The sequence below is a fragment of the Salmonella sp. 32020114201800008SM genome (assembly GCF_017572025.1).
GTDB classification, from domain to species: domain Bacteria; phylum Pseudomonadota; class Gammaproteobacteria; order Enterobacterales; family Enterobacteriaceae; genus Salmonella; species Salmonella enterica.
This window is the reverse complement of sequence record NZ_JAGEQM010000001.1, coordinates 672,371-687,053: the sequence shown is the minus strand read 5'-3', so window position 1 is coordinate 687,053 and position 14,683 is coordinate 672,371. Positions and strand designations below refer to the sequence as shown.

Genomic DNA, 14,683 nt, shown 5'->3' with positions numbered 1-14,683 from the left:
TTCCTTAATATGCGCGCAGTGTCTGAAAAACTGAGGCCAGAAGACGAGCATCTTTGATGCCCGGCTGTGACTCCACACCTGAATTAAAATCGAGACCGGCACAGCCGACTTGCGCCGCCTGGACGCAGTTATCGGCCGCCAGCCCGCCCGCCAGTAATACATTATCCAGCGGTTGCCCCTGTAGCAGTGACCAGTCGAAGCGCTGCCCGCTGCCGCCTTGCCCATTGTCGAAAATGTATTTATCGACATGGTGATAATCGCGTGCGGGAAGGGCATCGCTAACGCTCAGCGCCTTCCAGATTTGCACATTGCGCGGCAACGCCTCGCGCAGCGCGTTGACATACGCCTGGTCTTCGCTGCCATGTAGCTGTACGGCAGAAAGCGACAGGACGGCGGCTTTCTGGCAAACATCGGCGATATCAGCGTTCTTGAAAACGCCGACATACTGCAATGGCGCGCCGCTTATCACTTCTCGCGCCTGCTCAACGCTAACCGCGCGCGGAGATGAGGGCACAAAAATCAACCCGCCATATATTGCACCAGCGTCACAGGCCGCTTTAGCGTCCTGGGCGCGGGTCAGGCCGCAGACTTTATTTTCGCCAAGCAGCACGCGACGGACGGCGGCGTTAAGATCGTCATGCGCCATTAACGCCGAGCCAATTAAAAAACCGTTGGCGAAGTGGCTCAGTTCGCGTACCTGACCATAGGTGTTAATCCCGGACTCGCTGACGACAGTCACGCCGTGGCCCAGTTTTGGCGCCAGCTGGCGGGTGCGATTCAAATCAATCGACAGATCGCGCAGATCGCGATTGTTGATACCTACCACTTTTGCGCCTAACGCTATCGCGCGCTCCCGTTCTTCGTCATTACTGACCTCCGTGAGCACGCCCATTTTCAGACTGTGCGCGACGGCGGAGAGTTGGCGATACTGTTCGTCATCCAGAACCGAGAGCATCAGTAAACAGGCATCGGCCTGATAGTAACGGGCAAGGTAGATCTGATAGGGATCGATAATAAAATCCTTACACAGAATCGGCTGCGGCGCGCTTTGGCTAACGATCGGCAGAAAATCGAAGCTCCCCTGAAAATATTTTTCGTCGGTTAGCACCGAGATTGCCGAGGCGTAATGTTGATAAATACTGGCAATACGCGCCGGATCGAAATCATCGCGAATCACGCCTTTTGATGGCGATGCTTTCTTACACTCCAGAATAAAGGCGGTACGCGCGCCCTGGAGCGCATCATAAAAATGGCGTGTACTTGGCTGGATCTCATTTTGAAAACTGGTCAGCGGCTGTTGCTGTTTGCGGGCTTCTACCCAAATCGCCTTGTCTGCGACGATTTTCGCTAAAACGGTTTGCATTATTTACCCTCTTGCCGCCAGTGCGGTGACTCTGTCATATGCGGTGCCGTTGCGCAGAACATCAAGCACGGTTTGCGCGTTGGCTTTGAGATCTTCCTGACCATGCAGACGCATCAGCATCGCCACGTTGGCGGCGACGGCGGCCTCATGCGCGGCATCGCCTTTACCTTGTAATAACCGCGTCAGAATGTCACGGTTTTCTTCCGGCGTGCCGCCAGCCAACTGATCCTGATGGTAAGGCGTCAGGCCAAAATCCTCCGCCGTCAGTTGATAGCTTTTAATTTCGCCGTCATGCAGCTCCGCGACAATCGTCGGCGCATGGAGCGAAACCTCATCCATGCCGCCGCTATGTACCACCGCCGCGCGCTGATAGCCCAGTACCCGTAAGGTTTCCGCAATCGGCAGCACCAGTTCCGGGCTATAGACGCCAATCAATGCCAGCGGCGGATGCGCCGGGTTGATCAGCGGGCCGAGTACGTTGAACAGGGTTCGCGTTTTTAACTGTTGGCGAACCGGCATCGCGTGACGGAATCCGGTGTGATATTTCGGCGCGAACAGGAAACAGACGCCCAGTTCATCTAACGCCTGACGTGATTTATCGGCGTTCATATCCAGATTAATACCGAACGCCGCCAGCAGATCGGATGACCCCGATTTGCTGGACACGCTACGGTTGCCGTGTTTCGCCACTTTCAGTCCACAGGCCGCTGCGACAAAGGCGCTGGCGGTAGAGATATTGATACTGTTGCTGCCATCGCCGCCGGTACCAACGATATCCGCAAACAGATACTCCGGGCGCGGGAACGGGGCGGCATTTTCCAGCAACGCAGTGGCGGCGCCGGCAATTTCATTGGGATGCTCGCCGCGAATTTTCATGCTCACCAGCGCGGCGGCGAGCTGTTCAGGCTTAAGTTCGCCGCGGACGACCGCCGAAAACAACTGATGGCTCTCTTGTTGCGTCAGTGTTTGCGCCTGATAGAGTTTCTCCAGAATCGGCTGTAGGGTGTTGGTCGGCTCCAGCTTTTGCTGCGCCCAGGCTAATGTTTGCTCCAGTAGACGCGCGCCCTGTGTCGTCAGGATGGACTCAGGATGAAATTGAAAACCGCAAACGCGATCCGCATCATGACGTACCGCCATCACCATGCCGTTGAAATGGGCGTTAATGGTTAGCCCGGCAGGAACATTACTGCCGACCAGCGAATGATAACGCGCGACCGGTAGCGGATTCGCCAGACCGGCGAACATCGCCTGACCGTCATGTTCAATGCTGGAGGCTTTGCCATGCAGGATTTCTCCCGCCTGACCGACATAACCGCCGTAAGCTTCGACAATCGCCTGATGCCCCAGACAAATGCCGATGATCGGTAACTTGCCGCGTAGTCGAGTCAACAGCTCCGGCATACAGCCTGCCTCGCTGGGAACGCCCGGACCGGGGGAGAGCATTAGCACCGGATTTTTCATTGTCGCCAGGCGATCGATAAGCGTCTGCGCCGGAATATGGTTACGGTAAATCACCACGTTATGACCGTTGGTCCGTAGCTGATCTGCCAGGTTCCAGGTAAACGAGTCGATGTTATCGAGCAGCAGAATATCAGCCATCAGAAGGTCTCCTGTGCATGATGCGCGGTGGCGATAGCACGCAATACGGCGCGCGCTTTATTACGGGTTTCATCGGCTTCAGACTGCGGAACAGAGTCCAGCACGATTCCGGCGCCCGCCTGTACGGTGGCGATACCGTTCTCCACCAGCGCGGAGCGGATAACAATACAGGTGTCCAGATCGCCGTGGGCGGTGAAGTAACCGACCGCGCCGCCATAGCTGCCGCGGCGCTGTCCTTCCGCATCGGCAATCAACTGCATGGCGCGTACTTTCGGCGCGCCGCTCAGGGTGCCCATGTTCATGCAGGCGCGATAGGCGTGCAGCGCGTCGAGATCGTGACGCAGTTCGCCCACTACCCGGGAAACCAGATGCATCACGTACGAATAGCGGTCAACTTTGGTCAGATCGGCAACGTAGCGACTGCCCGGCGTACAGATGCGCGCCAGGTCATTGCGCGCCAGATCGACCAGCATCAGATGTTCGGAAAGCTCTTTATGGTCGGTACGCATGTCCAGCTCAATACGGCTGTCGAGATCTCTGTCCAGCGTACCATCGGCGCGGCGACCGCGTGGACGGGTACCCGCGATGGGGTAAATCTCAATCTGACGGCTGGCGGCGTCATATTTCAGCGAGCTTTCCGGCGACGCGCCGAAAAGCGTGAAATCATTATCCTGCATAAAGAACATATACGGGCTGGGGTTGCTCTTTTTCAGCACGTAGTAGGCAGCCAACGGCGACGGGCAGGGCAGTGAAAAGCGGCGCGACGGCACCACCTGAAATATCTCGCCCGCGCGGATGGCTTTTTGCAACTGGCGTACCACCGCGCCGAACGCGTCATCGCTCTGATTGCATTCACAGCGCATGTCCGGCACCGGCGTCACCGGCAACGGCGGCGCAGGCTGGGTTAACTGTTGGCTAAGGTACGCCAGGCGGGCGTTGAGGCGCTGTTTTTCCCGGTCGCTGGCGGTGAACAGACTGGCCTGAATACGGGTGCTTTTTTTCTGATGATCTATCACCATCAGCGTTTCCGCTAAATAAAAGCAGTAGTCCGGGCAGTTATTGCCAGCCTCAAGGTGTGGCAGCGCTTCAAAGCCAGCGACCAGGTCGTAGGCAAACAGACCGCCGAAAAACATAGCCTCCCGCTCTTGCGTCGGTATGTTCACCACCCCCTGTAACAGGCGGAACGCATCAAATACCGACAGAGAGCATAAACGGGCGTCTTCATCTAATAATGGGCTGACGGGCGGGAAGCGTAGAACGCGACCGGCAGGCAGGACTTCGTTCTCCACGCCAGCGGGCAGGGCGGTATCCAGTAGCGGCAATAACGAGGCGCCATTATCAGATAACGCCTGAATAGTGACAGTGTCACCTAAAGCGGTAATGCGCAGCGCGCTATCTACCAGCAGCAGGCTTTTTAAATCGTCTTTACTGTCGATATCCGCGGATTCCAGCAGCAGCGTTGCCGGGCGATCGCCGCAGACCTGATGAAAAAGCGCCGTTGGGTTTTCCCGGTAGGCGGCATCGCAGGTCAATAGTTCGAGCGTGGGTTTTGGTGTTTGCATGGTTATTCTCATTATTTTGTTCAAAAAAAAGCCCGCTTAACAGGCGGGCCGGGTATCGTTTGGCTGATTACAGCTGTTCATACACCGCCCGCTATCAGGAAGTGCGCCACCAACCGTGTAATGCAAATGTCGCTGCCATTTTAGATACCCTCTTCATGTGAACTTTCGTACTAGTTAACTAGTTCGATGGAATAATGTCAACACCTATTTCAGTATATTTGCCGGAACCGTTATGATGTACATGACATACCTTTATCTCTATGGGAGCCGCCTTGAGCGACACGAATTACGCAGTGATTTACGATCTGCACAGTCATACCACGGCGTCCGATGGACTGTTGACGCCAGAAACATTAGTACACCGTGCGGTAGAGATGCGAGTCGGCACGCTGGCGATTACCGATCATGACACCACAGCCGCGATTCCTGCGGCAAGAGAAGAAATTTCACGTTGCGGGCTGGCCCTGAATCTTATTCCCGGCGTGGAGATTTCAACGGTCTGGGAGAATCATGAGATTCACATTGTGGGTCTGAATATTGATATTGCGCACCCGGCAATGCGCGATTTTCTGGCGCAGCAGACACAGCGGCGTCAGGCGCGTGGTCGGCTCATTGCGGAGCGTCTGGAAAAAGCCCATATTCCCGGCGCGTGGGAAGGGGCATTGAGACTGGCCAATGGCGGCGCGGTGACGCGCGGCCACTTCGCCCGCTTTCTGGTGGAGTGCGGCAAAGCCACGACCATGGCGGATGTTTTTAAAAAATATCTCGCGCGTGGGAAAACCGGTTACGTTCCGCCGCAGTGGTGTACAATAGAACAAGCTATTGATGTCATTCATCATTCTGGCGGTAAGGCGGTGTTGGCCCATCCGGGACGCTACGACCTTAGCGCTAAGTGGCTGAAAAGATTAGTGGCGCATTTTGCCGACCATCACGGCGACGCGATGGAAGTGGCACAGTGCCAACAATCGCCCAATGAACGCACCCAATTGGCGACGCTTGCGCGCCAGCATCATTTATGGGCATCGCTTGGATCTGATTTCCATCAGCCCTGCCCGTGGATTGAATTGGGGCGTAAACTCTGGCTGCCCGCTGGCGTTGAAGGCGTATGGCAGACATGGGAACAGCCGCAAATATCACAGTGAGGGAAGTATGAGCCAGTTTTTTTATATCCATCCGGATAACCCACAGCAACGGCTGATTAATCAGGCCGTCGACATTGTGCGTAAAGGCGGTGTTATTGTTTATCCAACCGATTCCGGCTATGCCCTTGGTTGTAAAATTGAAGACAAAGGCGCAATGGAGCGCATTTGCCGCATCCGTCATCTGCCGGACGGCCACAACTTCACGCTGATGTGCCGCGATTTGTCCGAGTTGTCGACCTACTCCTACGTCGACAACGTGGCGTTTCGTCTGATGAAAAACAATACGCCGGGTAACTACACCTTTATCCTGAAGGGGACAAAAGAGGTGCCGCGCCGTCTGTTGCAGGAAAAGCGTAAAACTATCGGCCTGCGCGTACCGTCAAACCCGATTGCGCTGGCGTTGTTGGATACGCTGGGCGAACCGATGCTCTCGACGTCGTTGATGCTGCCTGGCAGCGATTTTACCGAGTCGGACCCGGAGGAGATTAAAGATCGGCTGGAGAAGCAGGTGGATCTGATCATCCACGGCGGTTACCTCGGCCAACAGCCTACCACGGTAATCGATTTGACCAATGACTCCCCGGTGGTGCTGCGCGAAGGCGTCGGCGACGTTACACCTTTCTTATAAGGGCGTAAGCCTGTATACTACGCGGCCTTAAAATGGCGCGGCAACGCGCCGTTCATTCTCCTGTTCGACGCCTGTGAAGGCGACACCTGAAGGAAGCTCTATGAGCGAAAAGTTACAAAAAGTGCTGGCGCGCGCTGGCCACGGCTCTCGCCGTGAAATCGAATCCATTATTGAAGCGGGACGTGTCAGCGTTGACGGTAAAATCGCCACGCTTGGCGATCGTGTTGAAGTCACTCCCGGTTTGAAAATCCGTATTGACGGTCACCTGATTTCGGTGAAAGAGTCGGCGGAACAAATTTGCCGCGTTCTGGCCTATTACAAACCAGAAGGTGAACTGTGTACCCGCAATGACCCTGAAGGGCGGCCAACCGTTTTTGATCGCTTACCGAAACTGCGCGGCGCGCGGTGGATTGCGGTAGGACGTCTGGATGTCAACACCTGCGGGCTATTGTTGTTTACCACCGACGGTGAACTGGCGAACCGCCTGATGCACCCTAGTCGTGAAGTTGAACGTGAATATGCCGTGCGCGTGTTCGGTCAGGTGGATGAATCGAAACTGCGTGATTTAAGCCGTGGCGTACAGTTGGAAGATGGTCCGGCGGCATTTAAGACCATTAAATTCAGCGGCGGCGAAGGCATTAACCAGTGGTATAACGTGACGCTGACGGAAGGGCGCAACCGCGAAGTTCGCCGACTGTGGGAAGCGGTAGGCGTTCAGGTCAGCCGTTTGATCCGCGTTCGTTACGGCGATATCCCGCTGCCGAAAGGCCTGCCGCGCGGTGGCTGGACTGAGCTCGACCTCGCGCAAACGAACTATCTGCGTGGTCTGGTAGAGCTCCCGCCGGAAACCTCGTCGAAGGTTGCCGTCGAAAAAGACCGTCGTCGTATGAAAGCGAACCAAATCCGTCGGGCGGTAAAACGCCACAGCCAGATAGCTGGCGGACGCCGCTCCGGTGGGCGTAATAACAACGGGTAATCTCTACCGTGGTTTATAGGCCGAGAATCATCAGATAAGAGGGTTTGTGCCGGATGGCGGCGCAAACGCCTTAATCCGGCCTACGGTTAATAATCAATTCCCATCTGGGCTTTTACGCCCGCGTCGAAAGCATGTTTAACCGGACGCAGTTCGCTGACGGTATCCGCAAGATCAAGAATATCCCGGTGACAGCCGCGACCTGTAATAATCACCGTCTGGTGACCAGGGCGCGCGTTTAGCGCGCTTATGACCTCTTCCAGCGGCAAATAGTCATACGCCACCATATAGGTCAGCTCATCCAGTACCACCATATCAAGCAGCGGATCGGCCAGCATCCGTTTCCCATGCTGCCAAACGGCCATACATGCTGCGGTGTCTGCCTCGCGATTTTGCGTCTCCCAGGTAAATCCCGTTGCCATCACCTGAAATTCGACGCCATGCGGTTCCAGCAGATTACGCTCGCCGTTGGGCCAGGTGCCCTTAATAAATTGCACCACGCCTACGCTTTTACCGTGTCCTACGGCGCGGGCGGCAGTCCCGAAAGCCGCTGTGGTTTTGCCCTTACCATTGCCAGTAAACACGATAATAATACCGCGCTCTTCCTGTGCCTGGGCGACACGGGCGTCAACCCGATCTTTTACCTTTTGCTGGCGCTGCTGATAACGTTCATCACTCATTGGGCGATTCCTGGTTTACGGCCCGGTTGGGCGTCAAAGGTCATACCGGTTTTACGGCGACTGTCGTCGCCCATAAGCCACAGGTAAAGCGGCATAATATCGGCAGGCGTTTTTAATTTCTGTGGATCTTCCGTTGGAAAGGCGCTGGCGCGCATACTGGTGCGCGTGCCGCCCGGGTTAATGCAGTTAACACGCAGAGAACGGTTCTGGTATTCGTCCGCCAGCACCTGCATCATTCCTTCAGTAGCAAACTTCGAGGTGGCATAGGCGCCCCAGTTGGCGCGTCCCTGACGGCCAACGCTTGATGACGTAAAGACCAGCGAGCCGGCATCGGACTTCAGCAATAACGGTAACAGCGCCTGGGTGAGCATAAAGGTGGCGTTAACGTTTACCTGCATGACATCCTGCCAGATCTGCGGATCTTGTTCGCTCATTGGGCCGATTTCCCCCAGTAACCCGGCATTGTGCAGGACGCCATCCAGGCGGGGATAGTGCGCGGCGATGCGGTCGGCCACTTGCCGGCACTCTTCAGCGGTGCAGGTCAGCAGATCGAGCGTAAACCACTGTGGTTGAACATGTTGTTCGTCAGCAATGTGCTGCGCGACCCGACGCAGTTTCTCTTCGTTGCGTCCCAGCAGAATCACCGTTGCGCCATAACGCGCATACGTGAGCGCGGCTTCCCGCCCAATGCCATCGCTGGCGCCAGTGACCAGAATAATGCGGTTTTGCAATAGATCTTGTTTCGGTTGGTAATGCATGGCTACTCCTCAACGGCGTGGTGCACCGTCCTGCCAGGTTGTCTTATCTTCGCGTTAACTTTTCGGGTTTATGCCTGAAAGCGCCTTTTTTTTCAATCAGACAGGGGCGATAACGCCGTAAAATGAACGTCTTGTCATACTTTTTCTTCCTCAACAGGCATACGGATGAAGAGAGACTGACTTCGATGCCTGTTGTACACTGAGCGCAAGTCGCGTTATTTAATCAAGGTGGGAGTCGTGGAATTGTTGTCTGAATATGGCTTATTTTTGGCAAAAATCGTCACCGTTGTGGTGGCCATTGCCGTCATTGTGCTGCTGATCGTGAATGCTACGCAACGCAAACGTCAGCGCGGCGAGCTGCGCGTGACCAATTTGAGCGAGCAGTATCAGGAGATGAAGGATGACCTTGCTGCGGCGTTGATGGATGGCCATCAGCAAAAACTGTGGCATAAAGCGCAGAAAAAAAAGCATAAGCAGGAGGCTAAAGCCGCCAAAGCGAAAGCGAAGCTGGGGGACATTGCGACATCGGACAAACCGCGCGTATGGGTGATAGATTTCAAAGGCAGTATGGACGCTCACGAAGTTAATGCGTTGCGCGAAGAGGTCACGGCGGTGCTGGCGGTGGCGAAACCCGGCGATCGGGCGGTTGTGCGTCTGGAAAGCCCAGGTGGCGTTGTGCATGGCTATGGCCTGGCGGCATCGCAATTGCAGCGCCTGCGCGATAAAAATATTCCGCTGACCGTGACGGTGGATAAAGTCGCGGCAAGCGGAGGCTACATGATGGCCTGCGTGGCGGAAAAAATTATCGCGGCGCCGTTCGCTATTGTGGGGTCAATTGGTGTTGTCGCGCAAATCCCGAACTTTAACCGCTTTCTCAAAAGTAAAGACATTGATATTGAACTGCATACCGCAGGGCAGTACAAACGTACCCTGACCTTGTTAGGCGAGAATACGGAAGAAGGGCGGCAGAAGTTTCGTGAAGATCTCAACGAAACGCACCATCTGTTCAAAGAGTTTGTGCAGCGGATGCGTCCGGCTCTGGACATTGAACAGGTCGCCACGGGCGAACACTGGTACGGTCAGCAGGCGCTGGAGAAAGGACTGGTTGATGAGATTAACACCAGCGATGAGGTTATCCTCGGCCTGATGGAAGGGCGTGAGGTGCTGAATGTGCGCTATATGCAGCGTAAAAAACTGATCGATCGTGTTACCGGCAGCGCGGCGGAAAGCGCGGATCGGCTGCTGCTGCGCTGGTGGCAGCGTGGACAAAAGCCGTTGATGTAAACCGCTATTGCCGGATGGCATTCAGCGCCATCCGGCATGGATTAATCAACCAGGTGATACTTCTCAGACAGCACATGCGCCAGGTGTTTAAACATGTTAAACACCGCGGTGCTTTTAGGGGTCGGTAACCCTTGCTCGTCTAAAAAGTAATCGCCGCTGAAAACCAGCACGCCATTTCTCTGCGTTACGCCGGTGGCGACAATACCTGCCATCGTGTCTTCATGTTCCCGAATAATTTTGTTGGCTTCAAGCAACAGTGTTTCGCGATCGATAGGTTGCGTCTCTTTATGCATTTTTTACTCCTTAAACAAGGAGATTAGTCTACGCTGAGCACTTCTGATGGGCAAATATTCTCACAGCAAATTGATGGATTTGTCATGTTGCGTTCACTGGCAAGATTTGTTTTTGCATGCTAATAAAGTTGCGTATCGAATTTTATCAGGTACAGTGTGACGCTTTCGTCAATCTGGCAACAGAATTGCTTGACATTCGACCAAAATTCCGTCGTGCTATAGCGCGTGTGTGCAAAAAAGCCTGTTAACTCAGTCACCTGAGGGTTACATTTCGTACACAAAGCCAGTACAAGGGGTTGATATCCGCAGACGCAGAGACCATATATCGTTGTCTCGTCGCCAGTGGAAGGTGAATCAACGTGCGACGCATTCCTGGAAGAATCAACTTAGGTAAAGGTGAATATGGGTAAAGCTCTTGTCATCGTTGAGTCCCCGGCAAAAGCCAAAACGATCAACAAGTATCTGGGTAATGACTACGTGGTGAAATCCAGCGTGGGTCATATCCGTGATTTGCCGACCAGTGGCTCAGCAGCTAAAAAGAGCGCCGACTCTACCTCCACCAAAACGGCTAAAAAGCCCAAAAAGGATGAACGTGGCGCTCTCGTCAACCGTATGGGGGTTGACCCGTGGCACAACTGGGATGCGCACTATGAAGTGCTGCCCGGTAAAGAGAAGGTCGTCTCTGAACTGAAACAGTTGGCGGAAAAAGCCGACCACATCTATCTCGCAACCGACCTTGACCGCGAAGGGGAAGCCATTGCATGGCACCTGCGGGAAGTGATCGGCGGCGATGACGCGCGCTACAGTCGCGTAGTCTTTAACGAAATAACCAAAAATGCCATTCGCCAGGCGTTTGAACAGCCGGGCGAGCTGAACATTAACAGGGTCAACGCCCAGCAAGCGCGCCGCTTTATGGATCGCGTGGTAGGCTATATGGTCTCGCCGCTGCTGTGGAAAAAGATCGCCCGTGGTTTGTCGGCAGGTCGCGTTCAGTCTGTCGCGGTCCGTCTGGTCGTTGAACGCGAGCGCGAGATTAAAGCGTTTGTTCCGGAAGAGTTCTGGGAAATTGACGCTAATACGACGACGCCGTCTGGCGAGGCACTACCGCTACAGGTGACGCATCAGAACGACAAGCCATTCCGGCCGGTAAATCGCGAGCAGACGCTTGCCGCCGTCAGCTTGCTGGAAAAAGCGCGCTATAGCGTACTGGAGCGTGAAGACAAACCGACCAGCAGCAAACCTGGCGCGCCGTTTATCACCTCCACGCTACAACAGGCGGCCAGCACCCGGCTGGGCTTTGGCGTGAAGAAAACCATGATGATGGCGCAGCGTCTGTATGAGGCGGGCTACATCACCTATATGCGTACCGACTCCACCAACCTGAGTCAGGATGCGGTCAACATGGTGCGCGGTTATATTGGCGATAATTTCGGCAAGAAATACCTGCCGGATAACCCGAACCAGTACGCCAGCAAAGAAAACTCTCAGGAAGCGCACGAAGCGATCCGTCCTTCCGACGTTGCTGTCATGGCGGAGTCGCTGAAAGACATGGAGGCTGACGCGCAGAAGTTGTATCAGCTAATTTGGCGTCAGTTTGTCGCCTGTCAGATGACGCCAGCACAATATGACTCTACTACGCTTACCGTTGGCGCAGGCGAATTCCGTCTGAAAGCGCGTGGGCGTATTTTGCGCTTTGACGGCTGGACAAAAGTGATGCCGGCGCTGCGTAAAGGCGATGAAGATCGCACATTGCCTGCCGTGAATAAGGGCGATGCGCTGACGCTACTTGAATTGACGCCTGCTCAGCACTTTACTAAACCGCCAGCCCGGTTTAGCGAGGCTTCTCTGGTTAAAGAGCTTGAGAAGCGCGGTATTGGTCGTCCGTCTACCTATGCGTCGATTATCTCGACCATTCAGGATCGCGGCTATGTTCGCGTTGAAAACCGTCGCTTCTATGCGGAAAAAATGGGTGAAATCGTCACCGATCGGCTGGAAGAAAACTTCCGCGAATTGATGAACTACGATTTTACCGCGCAGATGGAAGATAGTCTGGATCAGGTTGCAAATCACCAGGCCGAGTGGAAAGCGGTACTGGATAACTTCTTCAGCGATTTTACTCAGCAGCTCGATAAAGCCGAGAAAGATCCGGAAGAAGGGGGGATGCGTCCTAACCAGATGGTGCTGACCAGCATCGACTGTCCAACCTGTGGCCGTAAAATGGGAATTCGTACTGCCAGTACGGGGGTTTTCCTTGGTTGTTCAGGTTATGCGCTTTCGCCTAAAGAGCGTTGTAAAACGACCATTAACCTGGTGCCGGAAAATGAAGTTCTGAACGTGCTGGAAGGCGACGACGCCGAAACCAACGCCCTGCGCGCCAAGCGGCGCTGTCAGAAGTGCGGTACGGCGATGGACAGCTATCTGATCGATCCGAAGCGTAAATTGCATGTGTGTGGTAATAACCCGACCTGTGACGGCTACGAGATTGAAGAAGGCGAGTTTCGCATCAAAGGGTATGACGGCCCGATCGTTGAGTGTGAGAAATGTGGTTCCGAAATGCACCTGAAAATGGGGCGTTTTGGTAAGTACATGGCCTGTACTAACGACGAATGTAAAAATACCCGTAAGATCTTGCGTAACGGCGAAGTTGCGCCGCCGAAGGAAGATCCTGTTCCATTACCGGAACTGCCGTGTGAAAAATCGGACGCGTACTTTGTGCTGCGCGATGGCGCCGCAGGGATATTCCTGGCGGCCAATACGTTCCCGAAATCACGCGAAACGCGCGCGCCATTAGTCGAGGAGCTTTACCGGTTCCGCGATCGCCTGCCGGAAAAACTGCGTTATCTGGCGGATGCGCCGCAGCAGGACCCGGAAGGTAATAAAACCGTTGTTCGCTTTAGCCGCAAAACAAAACAGCAGTACGTTGCGGCGGAAAAAGACGGGAAGGCGACGGGATGGTCAGCGTTCTTCGTCGACGGCAAGTGGGTTGAAGGCAAGAAATAACCCCTGCCTGTCGTCACTATAGTCAAGCGGGCCGCGTAAGCGGCCCTTTTTTATATACCCTTCATATTTAAAGTGGCTTATGTGTTGGCTACGGATTACTCGGCCCATCCATGGGCTTCGTCCTGACGGGCCGTCGCACGCGACGTTCAAATCTGCTCCCGGCAGATTTGTCGCTCACCCCAGTCACATCGTTATCTATGCGCCTGGGAACTCACTCCCTTGCCGCCTTTAAGCAACTCGAATTATTTTAGGTATAGCGGGCTTATTATTTTATCGCGCTGGCTATACAGTTCAGATATAAATGATATAGTGGTTATAGTTAACACCTTTTTTATTATTAAATCGTATTAGCAGCCCGATTAAGTCTGCAGATAAACGATGGCCTGATGGCGCTAATCTGGATGATGTATTATGAAATTGCAGCAGCTTCGTTACATTGTTGAAGTGGTTAATCATAACCTTAACGTCTCCTCTACCGCTGAGGGGTTGTATACTTCCCAGCCGGGGATCAGCAAGCAGGTTAGGATGCTGGAAGATGAGCTTGGCATCCAGATTTTCGCCCGCAGCGGTAAGCATCTGACTCAGGTGACGCCCGCAGGACAGGAAATTATTCGTATTGCGCGTGAGGTGCTTTCCAAAGTCGATGCCATTAAGTCGGTCGCCGGCGAGCACACCTGGCCGGATAAAGGCTCGCTCTATATTGCCACTACCCATACTCAGGCGCGTTACGCATTGCCAGGCGTGATTAAAGGCTTCATCGAGCGTTACCCGCGCGTTTCGCTGCATATGCACCAGGGGTCGCCAACGCAGATTGCGGAAGCGGTATCGAAAGGGAACGCCGATTTCGCGATTGCCACGGAAGCGCTGCATTTATATGACGATCTGGTGATGTTGCCATGCTATCACTGGAACCGTTCGATAGTGGTGACGCCGGATCATCCATTGGCGGCAACGTCTTCCATAACGATTGAAGCGCTGGCGCAGTATCCGCTGGTGACGTATACCTTCGGCTTTACCGGCCGTTCCGAACTGGATACCGCTTTTAATCGCGCAGGGTTAACGCCGCGGATCGTCTTTACTGCAACCGATGCGGATGTGATTAAAACGTATGTCAGGTTGGGGCTGGGCGTTGGCGTCATTGCCAGCATGGCGGTCGATCCGCTTGCCGATCCTGATTTAGTGCGGATTGACGCGCACGATATTTTTAGCCACAGCACCACAAAAATTGGTTTTCGCCGTAGTACTTTTTTACGCAGCTATATGTATGATTTTATCCAGCGTTTTGCGCCGCATCTGACGCGTGACGTGGTGGATACGGCGGTGGCGTTGCGTTCTAATGAAGAAATTGAAGCGATGTTTCAGGATATAAAGCTGCCTGAAAAGTAATATCACCGTCGGTTT

At 54.3% G+C, this 14,683-nt stretch carries 13 protein-coding genes and 1 other annotated feature; of the genes, 6 read left to right on the top strand and 7 right to left on the bottom strand.

Annotated features, from left to right (window positions below; translation table 11 throughout):
* Positions 1-4 precede the first annotated feature (4 nt).
* The 4 genes from trpCF to trpL form a co-directional block, all read right to left on the bottom strand.
* Positions 5-1,363, bottom strand: a complete 1,359-nt coding sequence (trpCF, locus tag J4613_RS03435; RefSeq protein WP_111742335.1) for a bifunctional indole-3-glycerol-phosphate synthase TrpC/phosphoribosylanthranilate isomerase TrpF — start codon at positions 1,361-1,363, stop codon at positions 5-7.
* Positions 1,364-1,366: 3 nt separating this feature from the next.
* Complete coding sequence (gene trpD, locus J4613_RS03430; RefSeq protein ID WP_000763492.1) at positions 1,367-2,962, bottom strand: bifunctional anthranilate synthase glutamate amidotransferase component TrpG/anthranilate phosphoribosyltransferase TrpD; 1,596 nt, start codon at positions 2,960-2,962, stop codon at positions 1,367-1,369.
* Positions 2,962-4,524 (bottom strand): anthranilate synthase component 1, encoded by a 1,563-nt coding sequence (locus J4613_RS03425; protein WP_001194386.1) that lies wholly within the window; start codon positions 4,522-4,524, stop codon positions 2,962-2,964. Before J4613_RS03425 ends, trpD begins: the two co-directional genes overlap by 1 nt.
* Positions 4,525-4,546: 22 nt before the next feature.
* Positions 4,547-4,642: a sequence feature (Trp leader region), on the bottom strand.
* A complete protein-coding gene (gene trpL, locus J4613_RS03420; RefSeq protein ID WP_010989026.1) occupies positions 4,619-4,663 on the bottom strand; it encodes a trp operon leader peptide in 45 nt (14 codons plus the stop codon). (Overlaps the previous feature by 24 nt.)
* A 121-nt stretch (positions 4,664-4,784) precedes the next feature.
* Between trpL and rnm the strand changes: the two genes are divergently transcribed.
* From rnm to rluB, 3 genes are all read left to right on the top strand, one after another.
* A complete protein-coding gene (gene rnm, locus J4613_RS03415) occupies positions 4,785-5,666 on the top strand; it encodes an RNase AM (protein ID WP_111742336.1) in 882 nt (293 codons plus the stop codon).
* Between the two features lie 7 nt (positions 5,667-5,673).
* A complete protein-coding gene (locus J4613_RS03410; RefSeq protein WP_000077250.1) occupies positions 5,674-6,294 on the top strand; it encodes an L-threonylcarbamoyladenylate synthase in 621 nt (206 codons plus the stop codon).
* A gap of 100 nt (positions 6,295-6,394) precedes the next feature.
* Positions 6,395-7,270 (top strand): 23S rRNA pseudouridine(2605) synthase RluB, encoded by an 876-nt coding sequence (rluB, locus tag J4613_RS03405; RefSeq protein ID WP_001291233.1) that lies wholly within the window; start codon positions 6,395-6,397, stop codon positions 7,268-7,270.
* A gap of 86 nt (positions 7,271-7,356) precedes the next feature.
* On the opposite strand, the gene cobO is transcribed toward rluB, so the two are convergent.
* Positions 7,357-7,947: a cob(I)yrinic acid a,c-diamide adenosyltransferase gene (cobO, locus tag J4613_RS03400; protein WP_001278865.1), complete on the bottom strand. Its 591-nt coding sequence runs from the start codon at positions 7,945-7,947 to the stop codon at positions 7,357-7,359.
* Positions 7,944-8,705: a YciK family oxidoreductase gene (locus J4613_RS03395; RefSeq protein ID WP_000559310.1), complete on the bottom strand. Its 762-nt coding sequence runs from the start codon at positions 8,703-8,705 to the stop codon at positions 7,944-7,946. Before J4613_RS03395 ends, cobO begins: the two co-directional genes overlap by 4 nt.
* Positions 8,706-8,942: 237 nt before the next feature.
* On the opposite strand from J4613_RS03395, the gene sohB reads away from it, so the two are divergent.
* Entirely contained in the window at positions 8,943-9,989 is a 1,047-nt protein-coding gene (gene sohB, locus J4613_RS03390; protein ID WP_000422082.1) for a protease SohB, read from the top strand.
* Positions 9,990-10,030: 41 nt separating this feature from the next.
* Here sohB and J4613_RS03385 read toward each other — a convergent pair whose 3' ends face one another.
* Positions 10,031-10,282, bottom strand: a complete 252-nt coding sequence (locus tag J4613_RS03385; protein WP_000548616.1) for a YciN family protein — start codon at positions 10,280-10,282, stop codon at positions 10,031-10,033.
* A 402-nt stretch (positions 10,283-10,684) separates the two neighbouring features.
* On the opposite strand from J4613_RS03385, the gene topA reads away from it, so the two are divergent.
* Positions 10,685-13,282: a type I DNA topoisomerase gene (topA, locus tag J4613_RS03380; RefSeq protein ID WP_000513593.1), complete on the top strand. Its 2,598-nt coding sequence runs from the start codon at positions 10,685-10,687 to the stop codon at positions 13,280-13,282.
* A 411-nt stretch (positions 13,283-13,693) separates the two neighbouring features.
* Positions 13,694-14,668 (top strand): HTH-type transcriptional regulator CysB, encoded by a 975-nt coding sequence (gene cysB, locus J4613_RS03375; RefSeq protein WP_000776230.1) that lies wholly within the window; start codon positions 13,694-13,696, stop codon positions 14,666-14,668.
* Positions 14,669-14,683 lie beyond the last annotated feature (15 nt).

Bases quoted from the DNA above. Each gene is read 5' to 3' on its own strand.
- J4613_RS03425 (WP_001194386.1), bottom strand. From the start codon at position 4,524: ATGCAAACACCAAAACCCACGCTCGAACTATTGACCTGCGATGCCGCC.
- rnm (WP_111742336.1), top strand. From the start codon at position 4,785: ATGGGAGCCGCCTTGAGCGACACGAATTACGCAGTGATTTACGATCTG.
- J4613_RS03395 (WP_000559310.1), bottom strand. From the start codon at position 8,705: ATGCATTACCAACCGAAACAAGATCTATTGCAAAACCGCATTATTCTG.
- cobO (WP_001278865.1), bottom strand. From the start codon at position 7,947: ATGAGTGATGAACGTTATCAGCAGCGCCAGCAAAAGGTAAAAGATCGG.
- trpD (WP_000763492.1), bottom strand. From the start codon at position 2,962: ATGGCTGATATTCTGCTGCTCGATAACATCGACTCGTTTACCTGGAAC.
- trpCF (WP_111742335.1), bottom strand. From the start codon at position 1,363: ATGCAAACCGTTTTAGCGAAAATCGTCGCAGACAAGGCGATTTGGGTA.
- J4613_RS03410 (WP_000077250.1), top strand. From the start codon at position 5,674: ATGAGCCAGTTTTTTTATATCCATCCGGATAACCCACAGCAACGGCTG.
- topA (WP_000513593.1), top strand. From the start codon at position 10,685: ATGGGTAAAGCTCTTGTCATCGTTGAGTCCCCGGCAAAAGCCAAAACG.
- rluB (WP_001291233.1), top strand. From the start codon at position 6,395: ATGAGCGAAAAGTTACAAAAAGTGCTGGCGCGCGCTGGCCACGGCTCT.
- J4613_RS03385 (WP_000548616.1), bottom strand. From the start codon at position 10,282: ATGCATAAAGAGACGCAACCTATCGATCGCGAAACACTGTTGCTTGAA.
- cysB (WP_000776230.1), top strand. From the start codon at position 13,694: ATGAAATTGCAGCAGCTTCGTTACATTGTTGAAGTGGTTAATCATAAC.